Below are 16,066 nucleotides of genomic sequence, written 5' to 3' on the forward strand. Positions count from 1 at the left end.
TTGGGATTTTTCAGCCGTTGAGGCCAGTTCGATATCTGCGTAGGTGCCCCCGCGTCAGCTGATGGCTTCACGTTCCCGTGGCGCCGGCTCCGTCGAAGCAATCTCGGCTTTAACTGTCGAGCTTCGCACCATCAGGGTGGCCAGTCCGGCCAGAACCAGGGGTACCGCGAGTGCCATGAAGTAGCCGGAGACGCCCAGACCCGTGAGAATGAGCCCGCCGAGGGCGGAGCCCACGATGGAACCGAGGCGGCCAATTCCGATGCCCCAGCCGGTAGCCGTGGCACGAAGTTGAGTGGGGTAGGCGTTGGCGATCAGGTAGTTCAGGGCCAACTGCTGGCCGCCAATGCCGAAGCCGGCCAGCCCGATAAGCACGAAGACCAGCGCAAAGTTGGAGCCGGCCAGGCCCAGGCCCAGCGCGATGACGATCCCCGCCGCAAACATGACCAGCAGCAATTTTCTGGGGTTGACCTTGGGCAGGATGATGGACAGAGGGATGGCGAAGAGGATAAATGCGCCGTTGACGGTCACGGTTCCCATCGCGGCCTGCGAGCCGGCCAGCCCCAACATCTTGAGCGCGGTTGGCATCCAGAGCAGCAGCAGGAACCACGCGATCCAATTGAGCAGGTAGGTGGCGAAGACCGCGATGGTGACCATCCGGTACTTAGCGGAGAAAAGTGCGGCGACGGAGCTGCGCTCCTGCATTTTGTCGTTGGTTGCGAGCACGGCGTCCGGGCTGACTGGGCTCCCGGAAATTGAGGCCATGATCTGACGCGCCTGTGCGTCGGCTGCGGAGGTGCCCTTGGCCGCCAGGAAGATCGGCGATTCGGAGAGAATCTTGCTGCAGACCAAAACCATGGCAAGTGGCAGCACGCCGCCGGCCAGGAAGATGCCACGCCAGCCCATCACTGGCAGCCATGCCGCCGCCACAAGCCCACCGAGTAGCGCGCCACCGGGCAGGCCAAGCAACACCAATGTCATGAACGTGCCGCGGCGCGATTTGGGACTGTACTCGGCGGTCAGTGCCAGCAGCGCCGGGGTGGCCCCGCCCATGCCGAGGCCAATGAGGAAGCGCAGAATGACAATCTGCTCCAGGGATTGAGCAAAAGCACCGGCAAGGGAGAACACACCAAAAAGGGCCAGTGCGAGCAGGATGGTCTTCTTCCGACCGATCCTGTCCCCGAAGGTGCCAAGGGACATTGCGCCCACGCACATGCCAACGGTGCTGGCGGTGATCACCCAGGTCATGTCAGTGGCCTGCAGGCCGAAGTCTTCGGCGATTGCCGGTCCGATGAATGCAATCGACTGGGTGTCGAATCCGTCCAGCAGTGCGATCACGAAACAGAGGACGACGATGGACCATCGTCTGATTCCCATGGGCGTGTTGTCGATAACGTCCTGGACGTTATAGGCGAGTTTAGTCACCGGTAACTCACTTTCGTGTGATGTTCTGACCCGACCGATCCGGGGGCCGGGCGGCTGCGGCCACTTCATTTTGGGCACGCGGCATTACGGCGGGTGGTGGGATGATATTGGGGTTCAGCGCCGGGGCCGGGCTGTTCCGGCCCCGGCGCTGACAAAGGGGGTTTAGCCCCGGGGATCGAGCACGAAGTTGTAGGTGACTTCGCGGCCCTTGCCGTCGGCGCGCTCGGTGGGGGCCAGGACGAGTTCGGGCTTTACGGCCGAGGCGATGTCGTCGGCCACGTGCTCGTCGCCTTCGAAGTAGAGCTGGGTGGTGATGAGCTCGTGCTTCGGGGCCGAAACCTTCAGGTGCAGGTGGGCCGGCCGCCAGGCGTGCCAGCCGGCCGCGGCGATGAGGGCACCGCAGGCACCGTCGGTGGGGATCTGGTACGGCGCGGGCTGCATGGTGTTGATCTGGAAGTTGCCCTGAGCGTCGGCGATGATGGAACCGCGGAGGTTCCATTCGGGCAGCCCGGGGGCGAACTGGGAGTAGAAACCGAGGTCATCGGCGTGCCACAGTTCGATCAGTGCTCCGGCGAGCGGCTGGCCGGCGACGTTCGTGACCTGGCCCTGGAACAGCAGCGGTGTGCCGGGTTCGTCGTCGCGCATCGGCAGGGTGGCCGGGGTGTTGAGCGTGGGGGCGCTCGGGATGTAGTACGGTCCCTCGATGCTGCCCTTGGAACCGTGGCGACTGGAGTTGGCGACCTCCTCGACGGAGTGCTCCACCCATACGTCCAGGAACAGCGGCCACTCCCCGTCCTCGCCGACCTGGATGAGCCAGGCCTTGAAAGCGTTGTATTCGTCGTAGGTGACCTTCTCGTCCAGGACGGTGTCGTTGATCGCCTTGATGACGCGGCCGGCAAGCGTGCTGACCCGCTCCTGGCTGGTGCCGGCGGCGAGGTGCTTGTTCTCCCGGAAGCGGGCGGTTGCCCCTGCGCCCGAGGAAGCTGCTGTGGCTTCGGTTTCCATTGTCATGGTGACTCCCTTGTCAAAAAAAGAAGGATGGTAAAAACGGTCGGCGGTTCCGGACTGGCAAATTTCGCTCAGTGCCGTGCCGCACATCACATCCGGTGTTGATTCAACGGTAGGCCCGTAATTGGTCGAGGGGAAATACCTATTTCCGGCCCATTGAAAGCTTTTGGATATGAATGTTCGAGTGAGGGGCTGGGCTATTCGACAGCGGACGGGTGCTTGGCCAGCGGCGTCACCTTGATGTCCATGTAGGGGAAGAGCGGCAGTCCGGAGAGCAGGGTGTGCAACTCGTCGTTGTCCGCGACGTCGAACACCGAGTAGTTGGAGTATTCGCCCACGACCCGCCACAAATGCGCCCATCGTCCGTCGCGCTGCAGCTGCTGGGAATACTCCCGCTCTTCCGCCTTGACGGCGTCGGCGCGTTCCTTGGGCATGTCCAGCGGAATATTGACGTCCATGCGGACGAGATACAGCATGTGGTTCTCCTTGCGTGGTGGGGAGCGGTGTGCCGGCGTTCTGAGGCAGGATGCGGGCCGGGCCGGGCTAGTCCTGCCGGTATTTCTGCAGCTTGTCGGCGTCGATGGCCGCGCCGACGCCGGGGACATCGCGGACCCGGATGGCGCCGTCCATGATTTTTAGCGGCTCCGCGAGCAGGTCGTCCGTCATGTCCAGGTAGTTGGAGAGCTCCCCGGCCCGCCGGGAGCTGGCCTCGAACGCCGCACCAAAGGTGACCGTGGCAAGGCTGCCGATCTGGGTGTCGATCTGGTTGCCCATCGTGACGTCCACGCCGAGGCCCATGCAGAGGCCGAGGATCTGCTGGGCTTCGGTGAAACCGCTGCGCGCAGTCTTAATGCAGATCGCGGTGCTGCCGCCGGAAAGCAATTCGCGGGAGACATCGCCCAGGGTGGGGACACTTTCGTCGCCCACGATCGGGATGCTCGAGCTCTGCACCAGCCGGCGCCGGCCCATCGTCTCGCCGGCATCGCACGGCTCCTCCAGCATGGAAAGGCCCAGGCCCTCGGTCCTGCGCAGGACCTCCATGGCCTCGTTCGCCGTCCAGCCACGGTTGGCGTCGAGGTAGATCTCGGCGTCCTCGCCAAGGCCCTCCCGCAAAACATGGCAGGCCTCGACGTCGAGGGAGAGGGGCCGCCGCCCGGTCTTGAGCTTGAAGGTGTTGATGCCGTACTTTTCACGGAACCGCAGCGCTTCTTCCAGAAGCTCGGCGGCGGGCTTGAAGCCCAACATGTGCGAGACCCGCATGCTGTCGGTGAAGCCGCCCAGCAGTTTGTGCACCGGGGTGCCCAGCGAGATCCCGATGACATCCCAGAGTGCGATGTCCAGGGCCCCCTTGGCCGTGGGGTTGTTGACCGTGCGCCGGAGCAGCTGCTGGACCTTGGAGCGGTCCAGCGGGTCCAGCCCGATGAGTTGCGGGGCAAAGACCTTGGTCACCACCGAGACGATCGAATCCTGGGTTTCGCCGTAGGTGTAGGGCCGCGGCGGGGTGTCCGCGATACCGCAGATGCCGGTGTCCGTGTAGATCCGGACCAGCACGTGTTCCGCGGAAGTCACCTCGCCGCTGGCGAACTTCAGCGGCCGCGCGTAAGGAATGGCGTAGGGAATGGCCTCAATGCGGTCAATTTTCACGGGGTGGTTCCTTTGTTGCGGATGCGGGTTGTGACTGTGGCAGGGACGGGGCCGGCGACTCCGCGGGGCGAAGCGGGGGCTGTTGCTGGCCAGGACCCGATGTGGGAGGTAAATCGAAGAGCTGCAGGAAGCTGCGCAGCAGGGGTGTCTCAGCGTCGCGGATCCAGGCAACGGCGAGGTCGACCGGCGGCGGGTTATGCAACGGACGGAAGACGACACCCTGAAAGGAAAACATCCGGGAAGTCATCGGCACCAGGGCGATCCCCATCCCCGCCGCGACGAGCGAGAGCAGGGTGGAGGTTTCCCTGGCCTCCTGGACGAGCCGCGGCTGGAACCCGGCTTTGCGGCAGGCATCCACGACGATGCTGCTGACCGCGGAGTAGCTCGGATAACCGACGAAGTCCTGGCCGGCGAGCTCCGCCAGTTCCAGGGTGCCCTTTTCCGCCAGCGGCGAATCCGCCGGGAGTGCCGCGACCAGCTGATCCTGTTCGAGCAGTTTGAGGGCCACAGTTCCGGAACGGACTGGGGGTCGGAGGACGGCGACGTCGAGCCTTCCGTCCTCGAGTGCGGACTCCATCTGCGGCGTCAGCATTTCGCCCTGAACGGTGATGCGGAGCCCGGGAAAAGTGCGTCGGGCGGCCTGGACGATGCTGGGCATCAGCCGGTAGGTGGCTGTTCCGGTGAAGCCGACGCGGAGGACGCCAGTGGCCCCTGCGCCGACCTGCCGGACGTCCTCCTCCAGAGCTTCCAGTTCCTGCATCAGCAGCCGTCCTCGATCCAACAGGACCTGTCCGGCTGGGGTGAGATCCACCTTGCGCGTAGTGCGCAGCAGTAAGGGTGTGCCGAGCTGTTCCTCCAGCTGCCGGATCTGTTGGGACAACGGCGGCTGGGCCATGTGCAGCCGCTGGGCTGCGCGGCCGAAGTGACGTTCCTCGGCCACTGCAATGAAGTACTTGAGGTGGCGCGTCTCCATTAGAAGCTCCCGGGCAGCTCGAAGCAGGCGATATGCCGTACTCCGACCAGCTTAGGAGGGCGGATTAGTTAGGGGAAATACCTATTTCGGAGCTATTGGGACGTTTCGCATACCAATCTCCGCCTGTGGGCGGCCGGGCGCGGACAGGCAGGCCAGCGGCAAGGAGGGTTACATTGTTCGAAAGGCAAGCTGGCCAAGATGTCGGCCCAGCCGAAGTGCTTGAAGACATAGCCGCCCGGCGATGGCGCGGTGACGACCCGGTAGATGAAGTCTGCAAGGAAGATCACGCTGAAAACGGCGTTCATCACCGTGATCACGGTGTCGAGCGATTTGCCCCCTTGTTGCCTCACATGAAAACCTCCGAGCGACAGCTGTCACGCGGGCAGCAACCATAACCCACGCTCCGGGCACCGCTTCGGCTGGTGACCGCACTCATCGACCCACTGTTGAAATCAGGCGGACTGGTACTTGGACCAACGTGGACGGGATCGCTTGATTATGCGGGCGTGCACCAGGCACGCGCCAAATAGCACCACCAAATAGCTCTGTCATTCACACGGCTGAGCAAGGCAGGCCCGGGCTCGCCCCCGGACCCCGGGACTCCGGCAACCACCACCGCCCCCGCCGCCGGGGTTCCGTTGTTTCGTGTGGCTCGGTTAGCCCGCGATCAGCGTCTGAAGGGGCGCTGCCCGTCGTGCAGTGGTGCGCCGACGGGATCATGAACGACTTGAAGGGAGGTGACCTTGTGATGGAGAGTCGAGTACAAAGAAGTCCCGCGCCCCTTCGATTGGGGGGGGGGCTGCTGGCGGCTGCGAAGCTTGGAGCTGGCCGCTTTGGGGTGTGTACAAAGTACACAATTTCGGCTTCGGATCGGGCCGTACCAGTCCCGGATTGGGCCGGAATCCGCATGTTTCCACGGGAGTCTAGTGTTTGCGGGGGTGGGAATGCAGTTTGAGTCCCACTTTGGGCACAGCATGACCCCTCGTCAGAGGGGTTTTTGCTTTAATGTGTGGACATTGACCCTCCGCGGGTCCCTCTGACATTGGCTGCGGTCGTGCCTGGCGCCGCGGTGGCCTGTTCGGTTGTGTGGGTGGCGGGTTCAGGTGCCCTGGCTAGTGAGCCCTCCGCTTGCTGGGATGTAGGGTCACACGGTCTTCTTTCTGGCCTGTTCTGTTGGCCCTGATCGGCCTTGTACCCATTCATGTCGTGGGGTCCAGTTGACGACATGACCTGACAGAAATTTCTTGAAGATGCGGGCCGCCGGCCACGGACTCCGCGGATGGCGGTAGAAGCGTTCAGAGTACGGCCGTGCGCGGGATCGGGGGCCTTCTTGTGCGCCCGGTCTCGCTCGGACCTACATCATCGCGCTGGCTCCGCCGTCTACGACCAGGTGGGATCCCGTGACCCATTTCGCCTCCTCGGAGGCGAGGTAGAGGCCTGCATACGCGACGGCGAGTGGTTCCCCGGGCTTGCCGTCAATCGTGCGCTCGATGATCGGGGCGACAGGCGCGTTCTCGCCGAATTGCTCGAACATCGCGAGTACCGGCGGAGTCGCCATGACACCAGGACTTACGCAATTGACGCGAACGCCGACGGCGACACCCTCGGCGGCGAGCTGCCGAGTCAGAGCGATGACGGCCCCTTTCGCAGCAGCATGGGCGGCCTGCGGCAGGGCCCGGGCACCCTGGATCCCGGCGCCCGAACCGATGTTGACGATTGCACCGCCGACGGCGGCCAGATGCGGCCAGGCGCTTTGGCAGGCATGCCACACCAGGTCCAGCTCGTTCTGGATGGTGAACCGGTATTCCTCGCCGCTCATCTGGGCGAACGGCGCGAATTTCGGCATGCTGGCGTTGTTGTAGAGCACGTCGATGCGGCCGTGGCGTTCGATCGCGCCGGCGACCCAGCGATCGATGTTTTCCCGGTTGCCCAGGTCCAAGGGGGCGCTTGATTCGATCGCGCCTCCGTCGGCCTCCACCAGGCGGACCGTCTCTGCAGCTCCGTCGGCATCGAGGTCGCAACCGACGACCGTGGCACCCTCACGTGTGAACAGCCGGGCGGTCACCCGGCCCATTCCGCCCCCGATTCCTGTCAGTAGGACGACTTTTCCTTCCAGACGACCACCGGCCATGGTTCCTTCTCCGTTCAACTCGTCATATGTATTGGGCCCCATGCAACCACGGCGAGGAGGGGGCCAGAGGCCGGAGCGGTGTGATGGTGCAGTTTGTGCACACTTCTGTGCACGAACTGCACCATGGGGCCGGAATCTCCCCACTCCGGTGCCAGATGGCACAGGATGAACGGCACGTGTTAGACACGACACACTGCATCAAAGGAGATCCAGATGAGCAACACCCCCATGACGTCGACTCGCCCGCTCCCGCCCGGCGTCACCGAATCCGACCTCGAAGAGGCACTGGCCGCGTTCGCCGTCGCGATCGGCGAAGACAATGTCGCAAGCGATGCCGAGTCCCTGCAGGACTTCCAGGATCCCTTTCAGGTTCCCGGCTCCGCCACGAATCTCCCCTCCGCCGTCGTCAGCCCGACGAGCACCGAGGACGTCCAGGCGATCGTTCGGATCGCCAACGAGCACCGCATCCCGTTGTGGCCCATTAGCCGCGGCAAGAACAACGGCTACGGCGGTGCCGCACCTCAGGTGCGTGGCTCAGTAATGGTGTCGTTCCGGAGCATGAACCGCGTTCTGGAGATTAACGAAGAGCTCGGCTACGCGATTGTTGAGCCTGGAGTGAGCTGGTACGACCTGCACGACGCGATCAAGGCCGGCGGGCACAACCTTGTCGCGTCCATCGTCGACATAGGTTGGGGAGGCGTCGTCTCGAACACGCTCGAGCATGGGCTCACCTACATGCCGTACTCGATCGACCAGGCCTCGCACTGCGGGTTCGAGGTCGTGCTCCCGACCGGAGACCTCATGCGAACCGGCTCGGGCGCGATGGACAACAACCCGACCTGGCCGCTGTACAAGCGAGGCCTGGGGCCGACCTCGACCGAGATGTTCATGCAGTCGAACTACGGAATCGTCACGAAGATGGGCTACTGGCTCATGCCGAAGCCCGAGGTGTACATGCCGCTCTGGCTGCGCGTCTGGGATGACGCGCAGATGCCCGCCGTGGTCGATGCGCTTCGCGAGCTCATGCTCGCCGGCGCCATCGACATGCGCCCGCAGCTGTCGAACACGCTGTGCATGGCATCGATGCTCACCACGCGCGCCGAGTGGTTCGACGGCGAGGGGACGATGCCCGAGGAAATCATCGACAAAATCGCCAAGGAGTTGGGACTGGGACGCTGGATGATGCGGTTCGCGCTCTACGGAGACGAAGCGGTGGTCGATCACAACTTCGAGAAGCTCAAGACGCGCTTCTTGCAGATCCCGAGCGTAGAGCTCATGGGCGAGAAGCACGGGGCCGATGCGTGGGAGACGCTGCCCAACCCGCACGAGCGCGTGCAGATCGGCGTGCCGAGCCAGGATCTCTACAAGATGGCAGGATGGTCTGGCGGCGAGGAGGGAGGCCACGTCGATTTCTCGCCTGTAATCCCGCTCACGTCCCAGCACGCGATGGCCGCGCAGAAGCTGATGGCCGAGATGTGCGCCGAAGCGGGCCTTGATTTCCTTGGTGGCATGCTCCCCATCAACGCGCGCGCAACCACCTTTATCAACGTCATCCCCTTCGACACGAAAAACCCGGAGCAGGTCGCCAAGGCGTACGCCGTGGCCAAGCGCATGGTCGCCGAGGCCGGCAAGCGCGGCTACGGCGAATACCGGGCGCACCTGTCCTTCATGGATCTCGCGGCCGACCAGTTCGGCTTCAACGACCACGCGCTGCGGCGCTTCAACGAGACGATCAAGGACACGCTCGACCCGAACGGAATCATCGCTCCGGGCAAGTCAGGGATCTGGGGCACCCGACTGCGGGAGGCCGGCTTCCCCCAGGCCTGATCGCGCATCTTTGGGCAGCCCCCCGCCCCGCCCAACGGGCGGGTGCTGGGGAAGATCCCGCCCTAACAAACGGGCGGGGTCTTCCCCCACAGGCTCCGGCAGATGCCTGGCTTCCCGTGGGGCGCAGCCGTGGACCTCGCGGAAGGCTCTGCTGAAGCTTGCCGGATGGCGGTATCCCCACCTCGTCGCGACCGTCGCGATCGTCGATTCCGGGGACCGCCGCAGCTCGCCCACGGCACCCTCGAACCGGCGTTCGCGGATCCAGGCCGACACTCCGGTGCCGGAGGCCGAAAAGAGCTTGTGGACGTAGCGCGTGGACACGTAGTGGGCCCGAGCGATCCGCTCTGGCCCGAGTTCCGGGTCGTGCAGGTGGTCCATCACGAACCGCTGCATCCGCGCAAGCAGTACCTCGGGCCGGGAACGCGGATCGGAAATCTCCTGCGCGCCGTACATGCTGCGAAGCAAGGGCAACACCATCTCTGCAGCGCCTTCCCCGTCAGGGCTTGAGAGCCCGCCGCCGCTCGTTGTGGTTCGGGCTAGCTGTACGAGGAACGGGGTTCCCGGCCCAGTGAGCCGTCCCTGGCCCGAATCCACCCGTGTCGCGGAACGCCGGGCGATGCCCTCGGCCTGCGCCCCGATGAACCATTTGGGAATGCTGAATACGAGCACCTCGAAACCCTTGCGGCCCTCAAAGGTGGAAGGCCGCGACGTATCGTGGCACGCAATGTCACCGGGGCGAAGAAGGCAGCTGCGATCGTCCTGTTCGATATGGGTCGTGCCCCTGGTCATCAGATACAGCAAGATGCACTCCGGATCGGCGGTCGCGATCATCCGCTGCGTGCGTGCCACCCGGTGCGCAAGTCCTTGGATGGACTGGACCCCGACCGGCCCGACCTGGCCACCGGCCAGGCGGGCGTCGAAGGTGGGCGCTCCGACCGATTCGACGTGCATCGGGAAGAAGCGTTCGGAGATCCCCGCCGACCAGTAGTCACGGCGCTCGGCCGGAGGAACCGACCGGGTATCCAGGACGGAAGTCATTGGTCCGCCTCGGATGAGGTTCCGTCATAGATCTGCGGAGCAGCCAAGCAGATGCCGAGTAGGGGAGGGCGGGCGTTGCCGTGGGCCCCGGGCTGGATCGGATTCGTGGGCGCCAGGTCGATTCCGGGCGACGCCGATTGGTGAGTCCGACAGCCCACGACAACCGAGCTCACCGCCAAGTCTCTCGCGTGGTCTGAACCTCCGGCTTCCATGACCTCTGTGGCAGAAGACGCAGTCACGGCACCTCCCTTATAGATCCGATCCGTTTCGTACTGAGTGTAGGGCGCGTCGCAATTCCATGCAAAGATGCCACGTCACCTCGTCGGGGGTCACTGAAGAAAGCCAGAAGCTCCCGGGCCTGGGTGGGAATCCGTGGCAATCCATTTCATGGCACCAAGACCCTTTGTTGCCAGGCTACTTGGGGCGTTGTTGTTCCTATATACGCAGCCTGGCGCTTTTTGCCGGCCTCCCATTCGCCACTGCCTCGCGAGACCCGGAAAATGGAAAGCATTAAAGTGTGATCGTGTACGTTTCGTATTGGATGGCTAAGCACGTATGGTTGACCCATGGCAATCAGAAGTGAAGAAAGTCGTCGGGCCATTTTGGAAGCAACCATGAAGTTGCTCGAAGATGCGGGGCCTGACGGATTTACGGTGCAAAAGCTCTCGATCGAGCGCATTGCCCGTGAGGCCGGAGTCAGCAAGACCACTATCTACAGGTGGTGGTCGAGCAAGGTTGCCGTGGTTATCGATACATTCTTGGACAACCATGTCGCGCGTACTCCGGTGCGCCAGGATGTCCCTGCGATTGACGCGCTTCGTGAGCACATGGCCTCACTTGCGGAGGTCTATGCCGGCAATGAGGGTCGGCTCGTGGCGCAACTCATCGGTGAGTGCCAGGGTGACGAGGCGGCGATGGCTGAATTCAAGAAACATTTCTGGACTCCGCGCGCGCTGGTCGTTACGTCCTTGGTTGAACGGGCTATAAGCGAGGGGTCGATGCGCAAGGAACTCGACGCCGAGCTCGTCACGGAGCTGCTCTACGCCCCCGTGTACTTCCGCCTGTTGTTCCAATCCGGCCCCCTTGACGCCAAGGCCACCGACGCAATCATGCAGACGGCTCTTGACGGGCTCGCCGCAAGGTAGCGGCCCCAAGTACTACCTGTGTTCCGTCTGGGTCCATGGGCCCGATGGGCTCCGTGACTAAGAATTGACCCTATAGCCTTGGGTTGCCGCGGCATGTCGGGCGAATAGTATGCCGGTGCTGGCTTTAGCCGGGGCGCAGCCCGGCGCTCGAGTTGAGTGGCGTGCACCTATTTGAGGGTGCGCAAGAAGTTTGCGGCGACGGTCCGGTAGGGGGCGACGCCCTGTCATCGCCTGCTCCGACCGTGACTTCTTTGCGACATGCCCGTGGCGCCCTTTGCCTCCCGATTTCCCTTCCACGTGTCCGGTGTGGGCGTGGGAGGCCTCGGGTCTGTGCAATACGATACGGTTCGTATATATTGAATGAGACGTTAGATGTAGGAAACTGACCCTGATCTGTCCCTGCCCGTGGAGCCAGCCCGTTAGGGAAGCCGTCCACACTGAGAGGAAACATCATCGTGAACACCGCCATCGCGCCGAATGACGCGGTCGTCGTCGCCTATCGCAGGACACCGATCGGCCGGGCCCGTAAGGGGTCGCTGGCCGGTGAGCGCCCCGAAGACCTCGCGCTGGCAGCCATCCGGGGAGCGCTCGCTGCGCTTCCGCAGGTTGACTCCGCCGAGTTTGCGGACGCCTACGTGGGGTGCGCGGTACCGCAGGGCGCGCAGGGCGACAACATTGGCCGCCGTGTCATGGTTCTTGCAGGGATGGACAGCGTCCCGGCGGTCACGGTGAATCGCTTCTGCGCCTCCTCGTTGCAGGCCACCGCGATGGCGGCCCAGGCCGTGCGGGCGGGCGACGGGGACGCGTTCCTGGTTGCGGGCGTCGAATCGACCACCTCGACACCGCCCGTGGTTGAATCACCCCACCCCGCCTTTGCGGACGCAGCATGGCGTGCCGATGGCATCTTCGAATCCGGCCAGCCGTGGGCCGACCCCCGGGATCACGGGGACTTGCCCGATGTGTACCTCTCTATGGGCAAGACCGCCGAGTTTGTGGCCCGTCAAACCGGCACCAAGCGCCGCGACCAGGACGAATGGGCTCTGGAGTCCCAGCTCCGGGCGGAAAGGGCGATGGAGTCCGGGTACTTCGCGCGCGAGATCGTGCCGGTGGCCACGGCTGCCGGCACGGTGGTGCGCGCCGATGACGGCCCGCGTCCGGGCACCACGCTGGAGGCCCTCTCGGGCCTCAACGCAGTGTTCCACGAGTCCGGAACCGTCACCGCGGGCAACGCCAGCCCGCTCAACGACGGCGCGTCAGCCTTGGTGGTGATGAGCGCCCGGCGCGCGGGCGAGCTGGGGTTGAAGCCGCTGGCCCGCATCCTGGGCAGTGCCGCAAGCGGCCTCTCGCCGGAAATCATGGGGCTGGGTCCGGTGGACGCATCCCGCCGCCTGTTGGATCGTTTGGGCCTGTCGATCGGTGACATCGACATCGTCGAGCTGAACGAGGCCTTTGCCGCCCAAGTGGTTCCCGTGGTGCGGAAGCTGGGCGTAGATCCGGAGCGGGTCAACCCGTTTGGCGGGGCGATCGCCTTGGGCCACCCCTTCGGTGCGACTGGCGTGCGGCTGGTCGGAACGCTCATCAACGGACTGCAAACCAAGGACGGATCGCTCGGCCTGGCGACGCTCTGCGTGGGCGGCGGCCAGGGCATGGCGATGGTAGTGGAGAGGTTGTCGTGAACCAGCCAGCGATCATTGCCGACCCGGCCCGCTCGATGCTGGCCGCCGACCGGAGCCTGGAAGGGCTCGGCATCCAGGTGTTGCGCGCCAGCGAGGGCCGTGCCACGGCCGTCCTCCGGGTCACGCCCGAAATGGCCAACGGGCACGGGATTGCCCACGGTGGATTGGTCTTCGCGCTGGCAGACACCGCGTTCGCTATGGCCGCAAACACATTCGGCGCCGGAATCGCGACCGCCGAGGCTTCCATCTCCTACATTTCCCCGGCCTGCATCTCGGAGGAACTGGTCGCCTCCGCTGAAGTGATCTTTCACGAGGGCCGCCGGATGATAGTGGATGTGGTGGTGCGGGCGGGGGAGCGGACTGTCGCCATCTACCGCGGAATGGGCAGGGCGCTGCGCCCGGCGGACTGAGGCTTCTTGAACAGCTGCCGATGTGGGGCGGCAAGACATGCGTGTGTGCCCGGGCTCCAAGTCGGAGTCCGGGCACACACGCATTTGTACCAAGGTTGCCGCGCCGGCTCCCGCCACGGGTGGGGCCGGCGCGGCGCAGGTGTCAGCTCTTGGATGCCTTCGGGCCGGCGGTCGCCAGTTTGTCGGCGATGCCCATGAGGACCGGTGACCCCGTCGCAGCGATCAGTAGGCCCTGGACTGGACGCTTGAGCTTTACCGATACAGGTTCCTTGGCCCCCGCAAGGACCGCTTCGCGTCCCATGGCCGGGTTCTTGTGGCACCGGACCGGCACATTGAAGATCAGGCGGCGCAGGCATGAGTTGTCGTGGTCGCACCAGACGATCTCATCCTGTCGTCCCTGGAGGACCTTGTTCGGGAACTCCGGATCGGCCAGCATTTGCCGCGCCAGCATGATTCCGTCCGCGAACCCGGCGGTGATGGCGTCTGCACACTGTTGCGGGTCGAAGGTGCTGCTGAGGAGCAACGGGACCTCGGGCATGGCGGTGCGGAATGCTTGCGGCTCGCCGTGCTCCAGGATGGCGCCCGAAAAGGAGGTGACGTTATTGTCCATCGACTCGTAGTTCGCATCGCTCAGGGCGATATATCCAACCCCTTCCTTTTCAATGATCGACGCAACTTCGGCGAACCCCTGGGGTCCCTGACCATCGGGAAGGTGGTCGTTGGTGCTCATTCTGAGGCCCACCGGATAGTCGGTTCCGACTTCGGCCCGGATCGCCCGAATCGTGTCCGTGAGGATGCGGGCGCGGTTTTCGGCACTCCCGCCGTATTCGTCCGTCCTCCAGTTGGTGCGCGGTGAGAGGAAGGAGGAATAGAGGTAGCGCATGTGCGCGCCCAGCTCGATGCCGTCGAAGCCGGCCGCCTTTGCTCGCCGTACGGCGGCGACGGCCTGCTCCTGGACCTCGAGGATTTCCTCCTTGGTGATCTCCTCCGGCGTCGGGTTCGTTCGACCGCCGGGAATGTAGAAACCGTGAGGCAGGCGGGGTGCGGCCATGCGGACGGGCTTCGGGCTCGCGGCCCTTGTGGGCCGGCCGTCGCCCGGCACGCCCATGGCGCCGAAGCTCGGGAAGATCTGGGCGAAGATGGGTACATCGTGCTCGTGCACGGCATCGACCATGCGCCGCAGCCCCGGAATGAACTCGTCCCGGTCGAAGCGCATCAAGGGCTGGAACGGCGCCTCCTGGTTCCCGCGCTCGGTGGCCACGCCGCCACCGATGATCAGCAGCCCAGCGCCGCCGCGTGCCCGCGTGGTGAGGAACGCGGTGGTCTGATCGCTGGGATGGCCGTCCTTTGTTGGCTGGAGGACGGCCATGGGGCTAAGCACATAGCGGTTCTTGATCGTCAGGCCGTCGATTTTCCAGGGGCTGGAAAGCACTTCGGCGACAGTTGCTGTCTCGGGGGACATTTATTCTCCTTTGGTTTTCAGTTGGACCAGGATGAAATGACTCATCCAAAATTGGCATCCGACTCGGCTCGTATCGTGACCGCGCGTCGCAGGGGACCGCCGGAAGTAGGGGACCCGGACCAGGCCTCAGAACCTGTCGCGGACGTGGCGTTCCCGGCCGTAGAGCGAGACCACAGCAAGGATGATGACGCCGAAGACGATGCGGCTCTGGGCTTCCGTCAGCCCATGGCTGACGATGATCGTGGACAGGAGGGTCAGAGTGAGTGCGCCCAGCAGCGTGCGGGTGTAGCTGCCGCGAATCGAGCCGAAGATCGACCCGCCGACGAGGACCGCGGCCAGACCAGAGAACAGGTAGGGTTCCCCGATGGTTTGCGACCATCCCGCGCCGAAGGATGCAATGAAGACGCCGGCAACCCCGGCCAGGGCTCCGGAGGCCGCAAAGACCATGGTCCACACGGCAGCGGTCCGGACCCTGGCCAATCGCGCGGCCCGGAAATTGATTCCCGTCGCGTAGAAGCGACGCCCCGCCGCGGTGCGATTGAGGAAAAGCCACATTCCCGCCCCGCAGAGAAGCACGATCAGGATGACCGGGGGGAACGGCAGGCCAAGGGTGGTCCCCCTTAGGCTGGCCAGGGAACGCAGCGCCTCCGGCGGGGCGGAGGAATAGTCGCCGTCGGCGAGGAACAGGGTCGCGCCTGTGATGGCCGCGCCGGTGCCCAGCGTGACGACCAGTGGCTGGACCGCGAAGCGGTGGCAGATCCAGCCGATCAGGGCGCCGATGCCGCCGCAGGCCAGAACTGTGGTCAGCAGGGCTACGACCGGAGGGACCCCGAGCTTGCCCGCGACGTTCGCCGCCATGAAGGCACCGAAAAGGATGTAGCCCGGTGCCGCCAGGTCAAGTCCGCCCAGGATCACCACAAGCGTCTGGCCCATGGCTGCCAGGGCCAACAGGGACGTGATGACCAGTATCGACGTGATTGACCTGGGGTTCGCGACGGCCGGTATGGTGATCACCAGCCAGGCTGCCAAGGCCGCCACGACGAGTACCTGCAGTGCCGGTACCTCGAAGGCCCAGGCCCTGAACGTGGTCCAGGGCCTGGGCCGGACCGTCGGTGCCTGGGTTCTTGGTGCGGGGGACAGGGTGTCACCAGTCATGATGCGTTCCTCTTCAAACGGGGGGCCAGCAGCGTCGCGCCCAGCACGACGCCAACGACGAGGACGGCGCCGTAGGCAAATTGGATGAGGCTGGGGGCCACGCCCGAGGCCGTGAGCAACTGCTGCAGCAGATAGATGGAGACCGCCCCGAAGAGGGCACCCAACAGCCCGCCGC

Annotated in this window: 13 protein-coding genes; 4 read left to right on the forward strand and 9 right to left on the reverse strand. The window is 64.6% G+C overall.

The features are described from left to right. Positions 1-54: 54 nt before the first annotated feature. The 6 genes from Y706_RS0110505 to Y706_RS0110530 form a co-directional block, all read right to left on the reverse strand. Positions 55-1,422, reverse strand: a complete 1,368-nt coding sequence (locus Y706_RS0110505) for an MFS transporter (RefSeq protein ID WP_028276558.1) — start codon at positions 1,420-1,422, stop codon at positions 55-57. A gap of 162 nt (positions 1,423-1,584) precedes the next feature. Continuing rightward, the gene (gene catA / locus Y706_RS0110510; RefSeq protein WP_028276559.1) at positions 1,585-2,433 is read right to left on the reverse strand and encodes a catechol 1,2-dioxygenase; all 849 of its coding nucleotides are present in this window, start codon (positions 2,431-2,433) and stop codon (positions 1,585-1,587) included. Positions 2,434-2,627: 194 nt separating this feature from the next. Further along, a complete protein-coding gene (catC, locus tag Y706_RS0110515) occupies positions 2,628-2,906 on the reverse strand; it encodes a muconolactone Delta-isomerase (RefSeq protein ID WP_028276560.1) in 279 nt (92 codons plus the stop codon). Between the two features lie 67 nt (positions 2,907-2,973). Next, positions 2,974-4,074, reverse strand: a complete 1,101-nt coding sequence (locus Y706_RS0110520; protein WP_028276561.1) for a mandelate racemase/muconate lactonizing enzyme family protein — start codon at positions 4,072-4,074, stop codon at positions 2,974-2,976. Further along, positions 4,064-5,047: a LysR substrate-binding domain-containing protein gene (locus Y706_RS24880; RefSeq protein ID WP_043435955.1), complete on the reverse strand. Its 984-nt coding sequence runs from the start codon at positions 5,045-5,047 to the stop codon at positions 4,064-4,066. The genes Y706_RS0110520 and Y706_RS24880 overlap by 11 nt, the downstream gene beginning before the upstream one ends. A gap of 1,354 nt (positions 5,048-6,401) precedes the next feature. After that, complete coding sequence (locus Y706_RS0110530; RefSeq protein ID WP_343213051.1) at positions 6,402-7,220, reverse strand: SDR family NAD(P)-dependent oxidoreductase; 819 nt, start codon at positions 7,218-7,220, stop codon at positions 6,402-6,404. Between the two features lie 171 nt (positions 7,221-7,391). Between Y706_RS0110530 and Y706_RS0110535 the strand changes: the two genes are divergently transcribed. Then, a complete protein-coding gene (locus Y706_RS0110535; protein ID WP_052355052.1) occupies positions 7,392-9,005 on the forward strand; it encodes an FAD-binding oxidoreductase in 1,614 nt (537 codons plus the stop codon). On the opposite strand, the gene Y706_RS0110540 is transcribed toward Y706_RS0110535, so the two are convergent. Continuing rightward, positions 8,955-10,043 carry a helix-turn-helix domain-containing protein gene (locus Y706_RS0110540; protein WP_028276564.1) on the reverse strand — a complete coding sequence of 363 codons (1,089 nt, stop codon included), beginning with the start codon at positions 10,041-10,043 and terminating at the stop codon, positions 8,955-8,957. The genes Y706_RS0110535 and Y706_RS0110540 overlap by 51 nt on opposite strands. Positions 10,044-10,609: 566 nt before the next feature. Here Y706_RS0110540 and Y706_RS24885 point away from each other — a divergent pair. From Y706_RS24885 to Y706_RS0110555, 3 genes are all read left to right on the forward strand, one after another. Continuing rightward, the gene (locus Y706_RS24885; RefSeq protein ID WP_043435958.1) at positions 10,610-11,188 is read left to right on the forward strand and encodes a TetR/AcrR family transcriptional regulator; all 579 of its coding nucleotides are present in this window, start codon (positions 10,610-10,612) and stop codon (positions 11,186-11,188) included. Positions 11,189-11,643: 455 nt separating this feature from the next. Then, positions 11,644-12,864: an acetyl-CoA C-acyltransferase gene (locus Y706_RS0110550; protein WP_253906760.1), complete on the forward strand. Its 1,221-nt coding sequence runs from the start codon at positions 11,644-11,646 to the stop codon at positions 12,862-12,864. Next, the gene (locus Y706_RS0110555) at positions 12,861-13,274 is read left to right on the forward strand and encodes a PaaI family thioesterase (RefSeq protein WP_084476065.1); all 414 of its coding nucleotides are present in this window, start codon (positions 12,861-12,863) and stop codon (positions 13,272-13,274) included. Before Y706_RS0110550 ends, Y706_RS0110555 begins: the two co-directional genes overlap by 4 nt. Positions 13,275-13,416: 142 nt before the next feature. Here the strand turns inward: Y706_RS0110555 and Y706_RS24890 are convergent, their stop codons facing one another. Both Y706_RS24890 and Y706_RS29240 read right to left on the reverse strand, forming a co-directional pair. Then, the gene (locus Y706_RS24890) at positions 13,417-14,736 is read right to left on the reverse strand and encodes an NADH:flavin oxidoreductase (RefSeq protein ID WP_043435962.1); all 1,320 of its coding nucleotides are present in this window, start codon (positions 14,734-14,736) and stop codon (positions 13,417-13,419) included. A gap of 126 nt (positions 14,737-14,862) precedes the next feature. Then, positions 14,863-15,891: an ABC transporter permease gene (locus tag Y706_RS29240; protein WP_052355054.1), complete on the reverse strand. Its 1,029-nt coding sequence runs from the start codon at positions 15,889-15,891 to the stop codon at positions 14,863-14,865. Positions 15,892-16,066 lie beyond the last annotated feature (175 nt).

It is taken from the genome of Arthrobacter sp. I3 (genome assembly GCF_000520575.1).
GTDB classification, from domain to species: Bacteria; Actinomycetota; Actinomycetes; order Actinomycetales; family Micrococcaceae; genus Arthrobacter; species Arthrobacter humicola_A.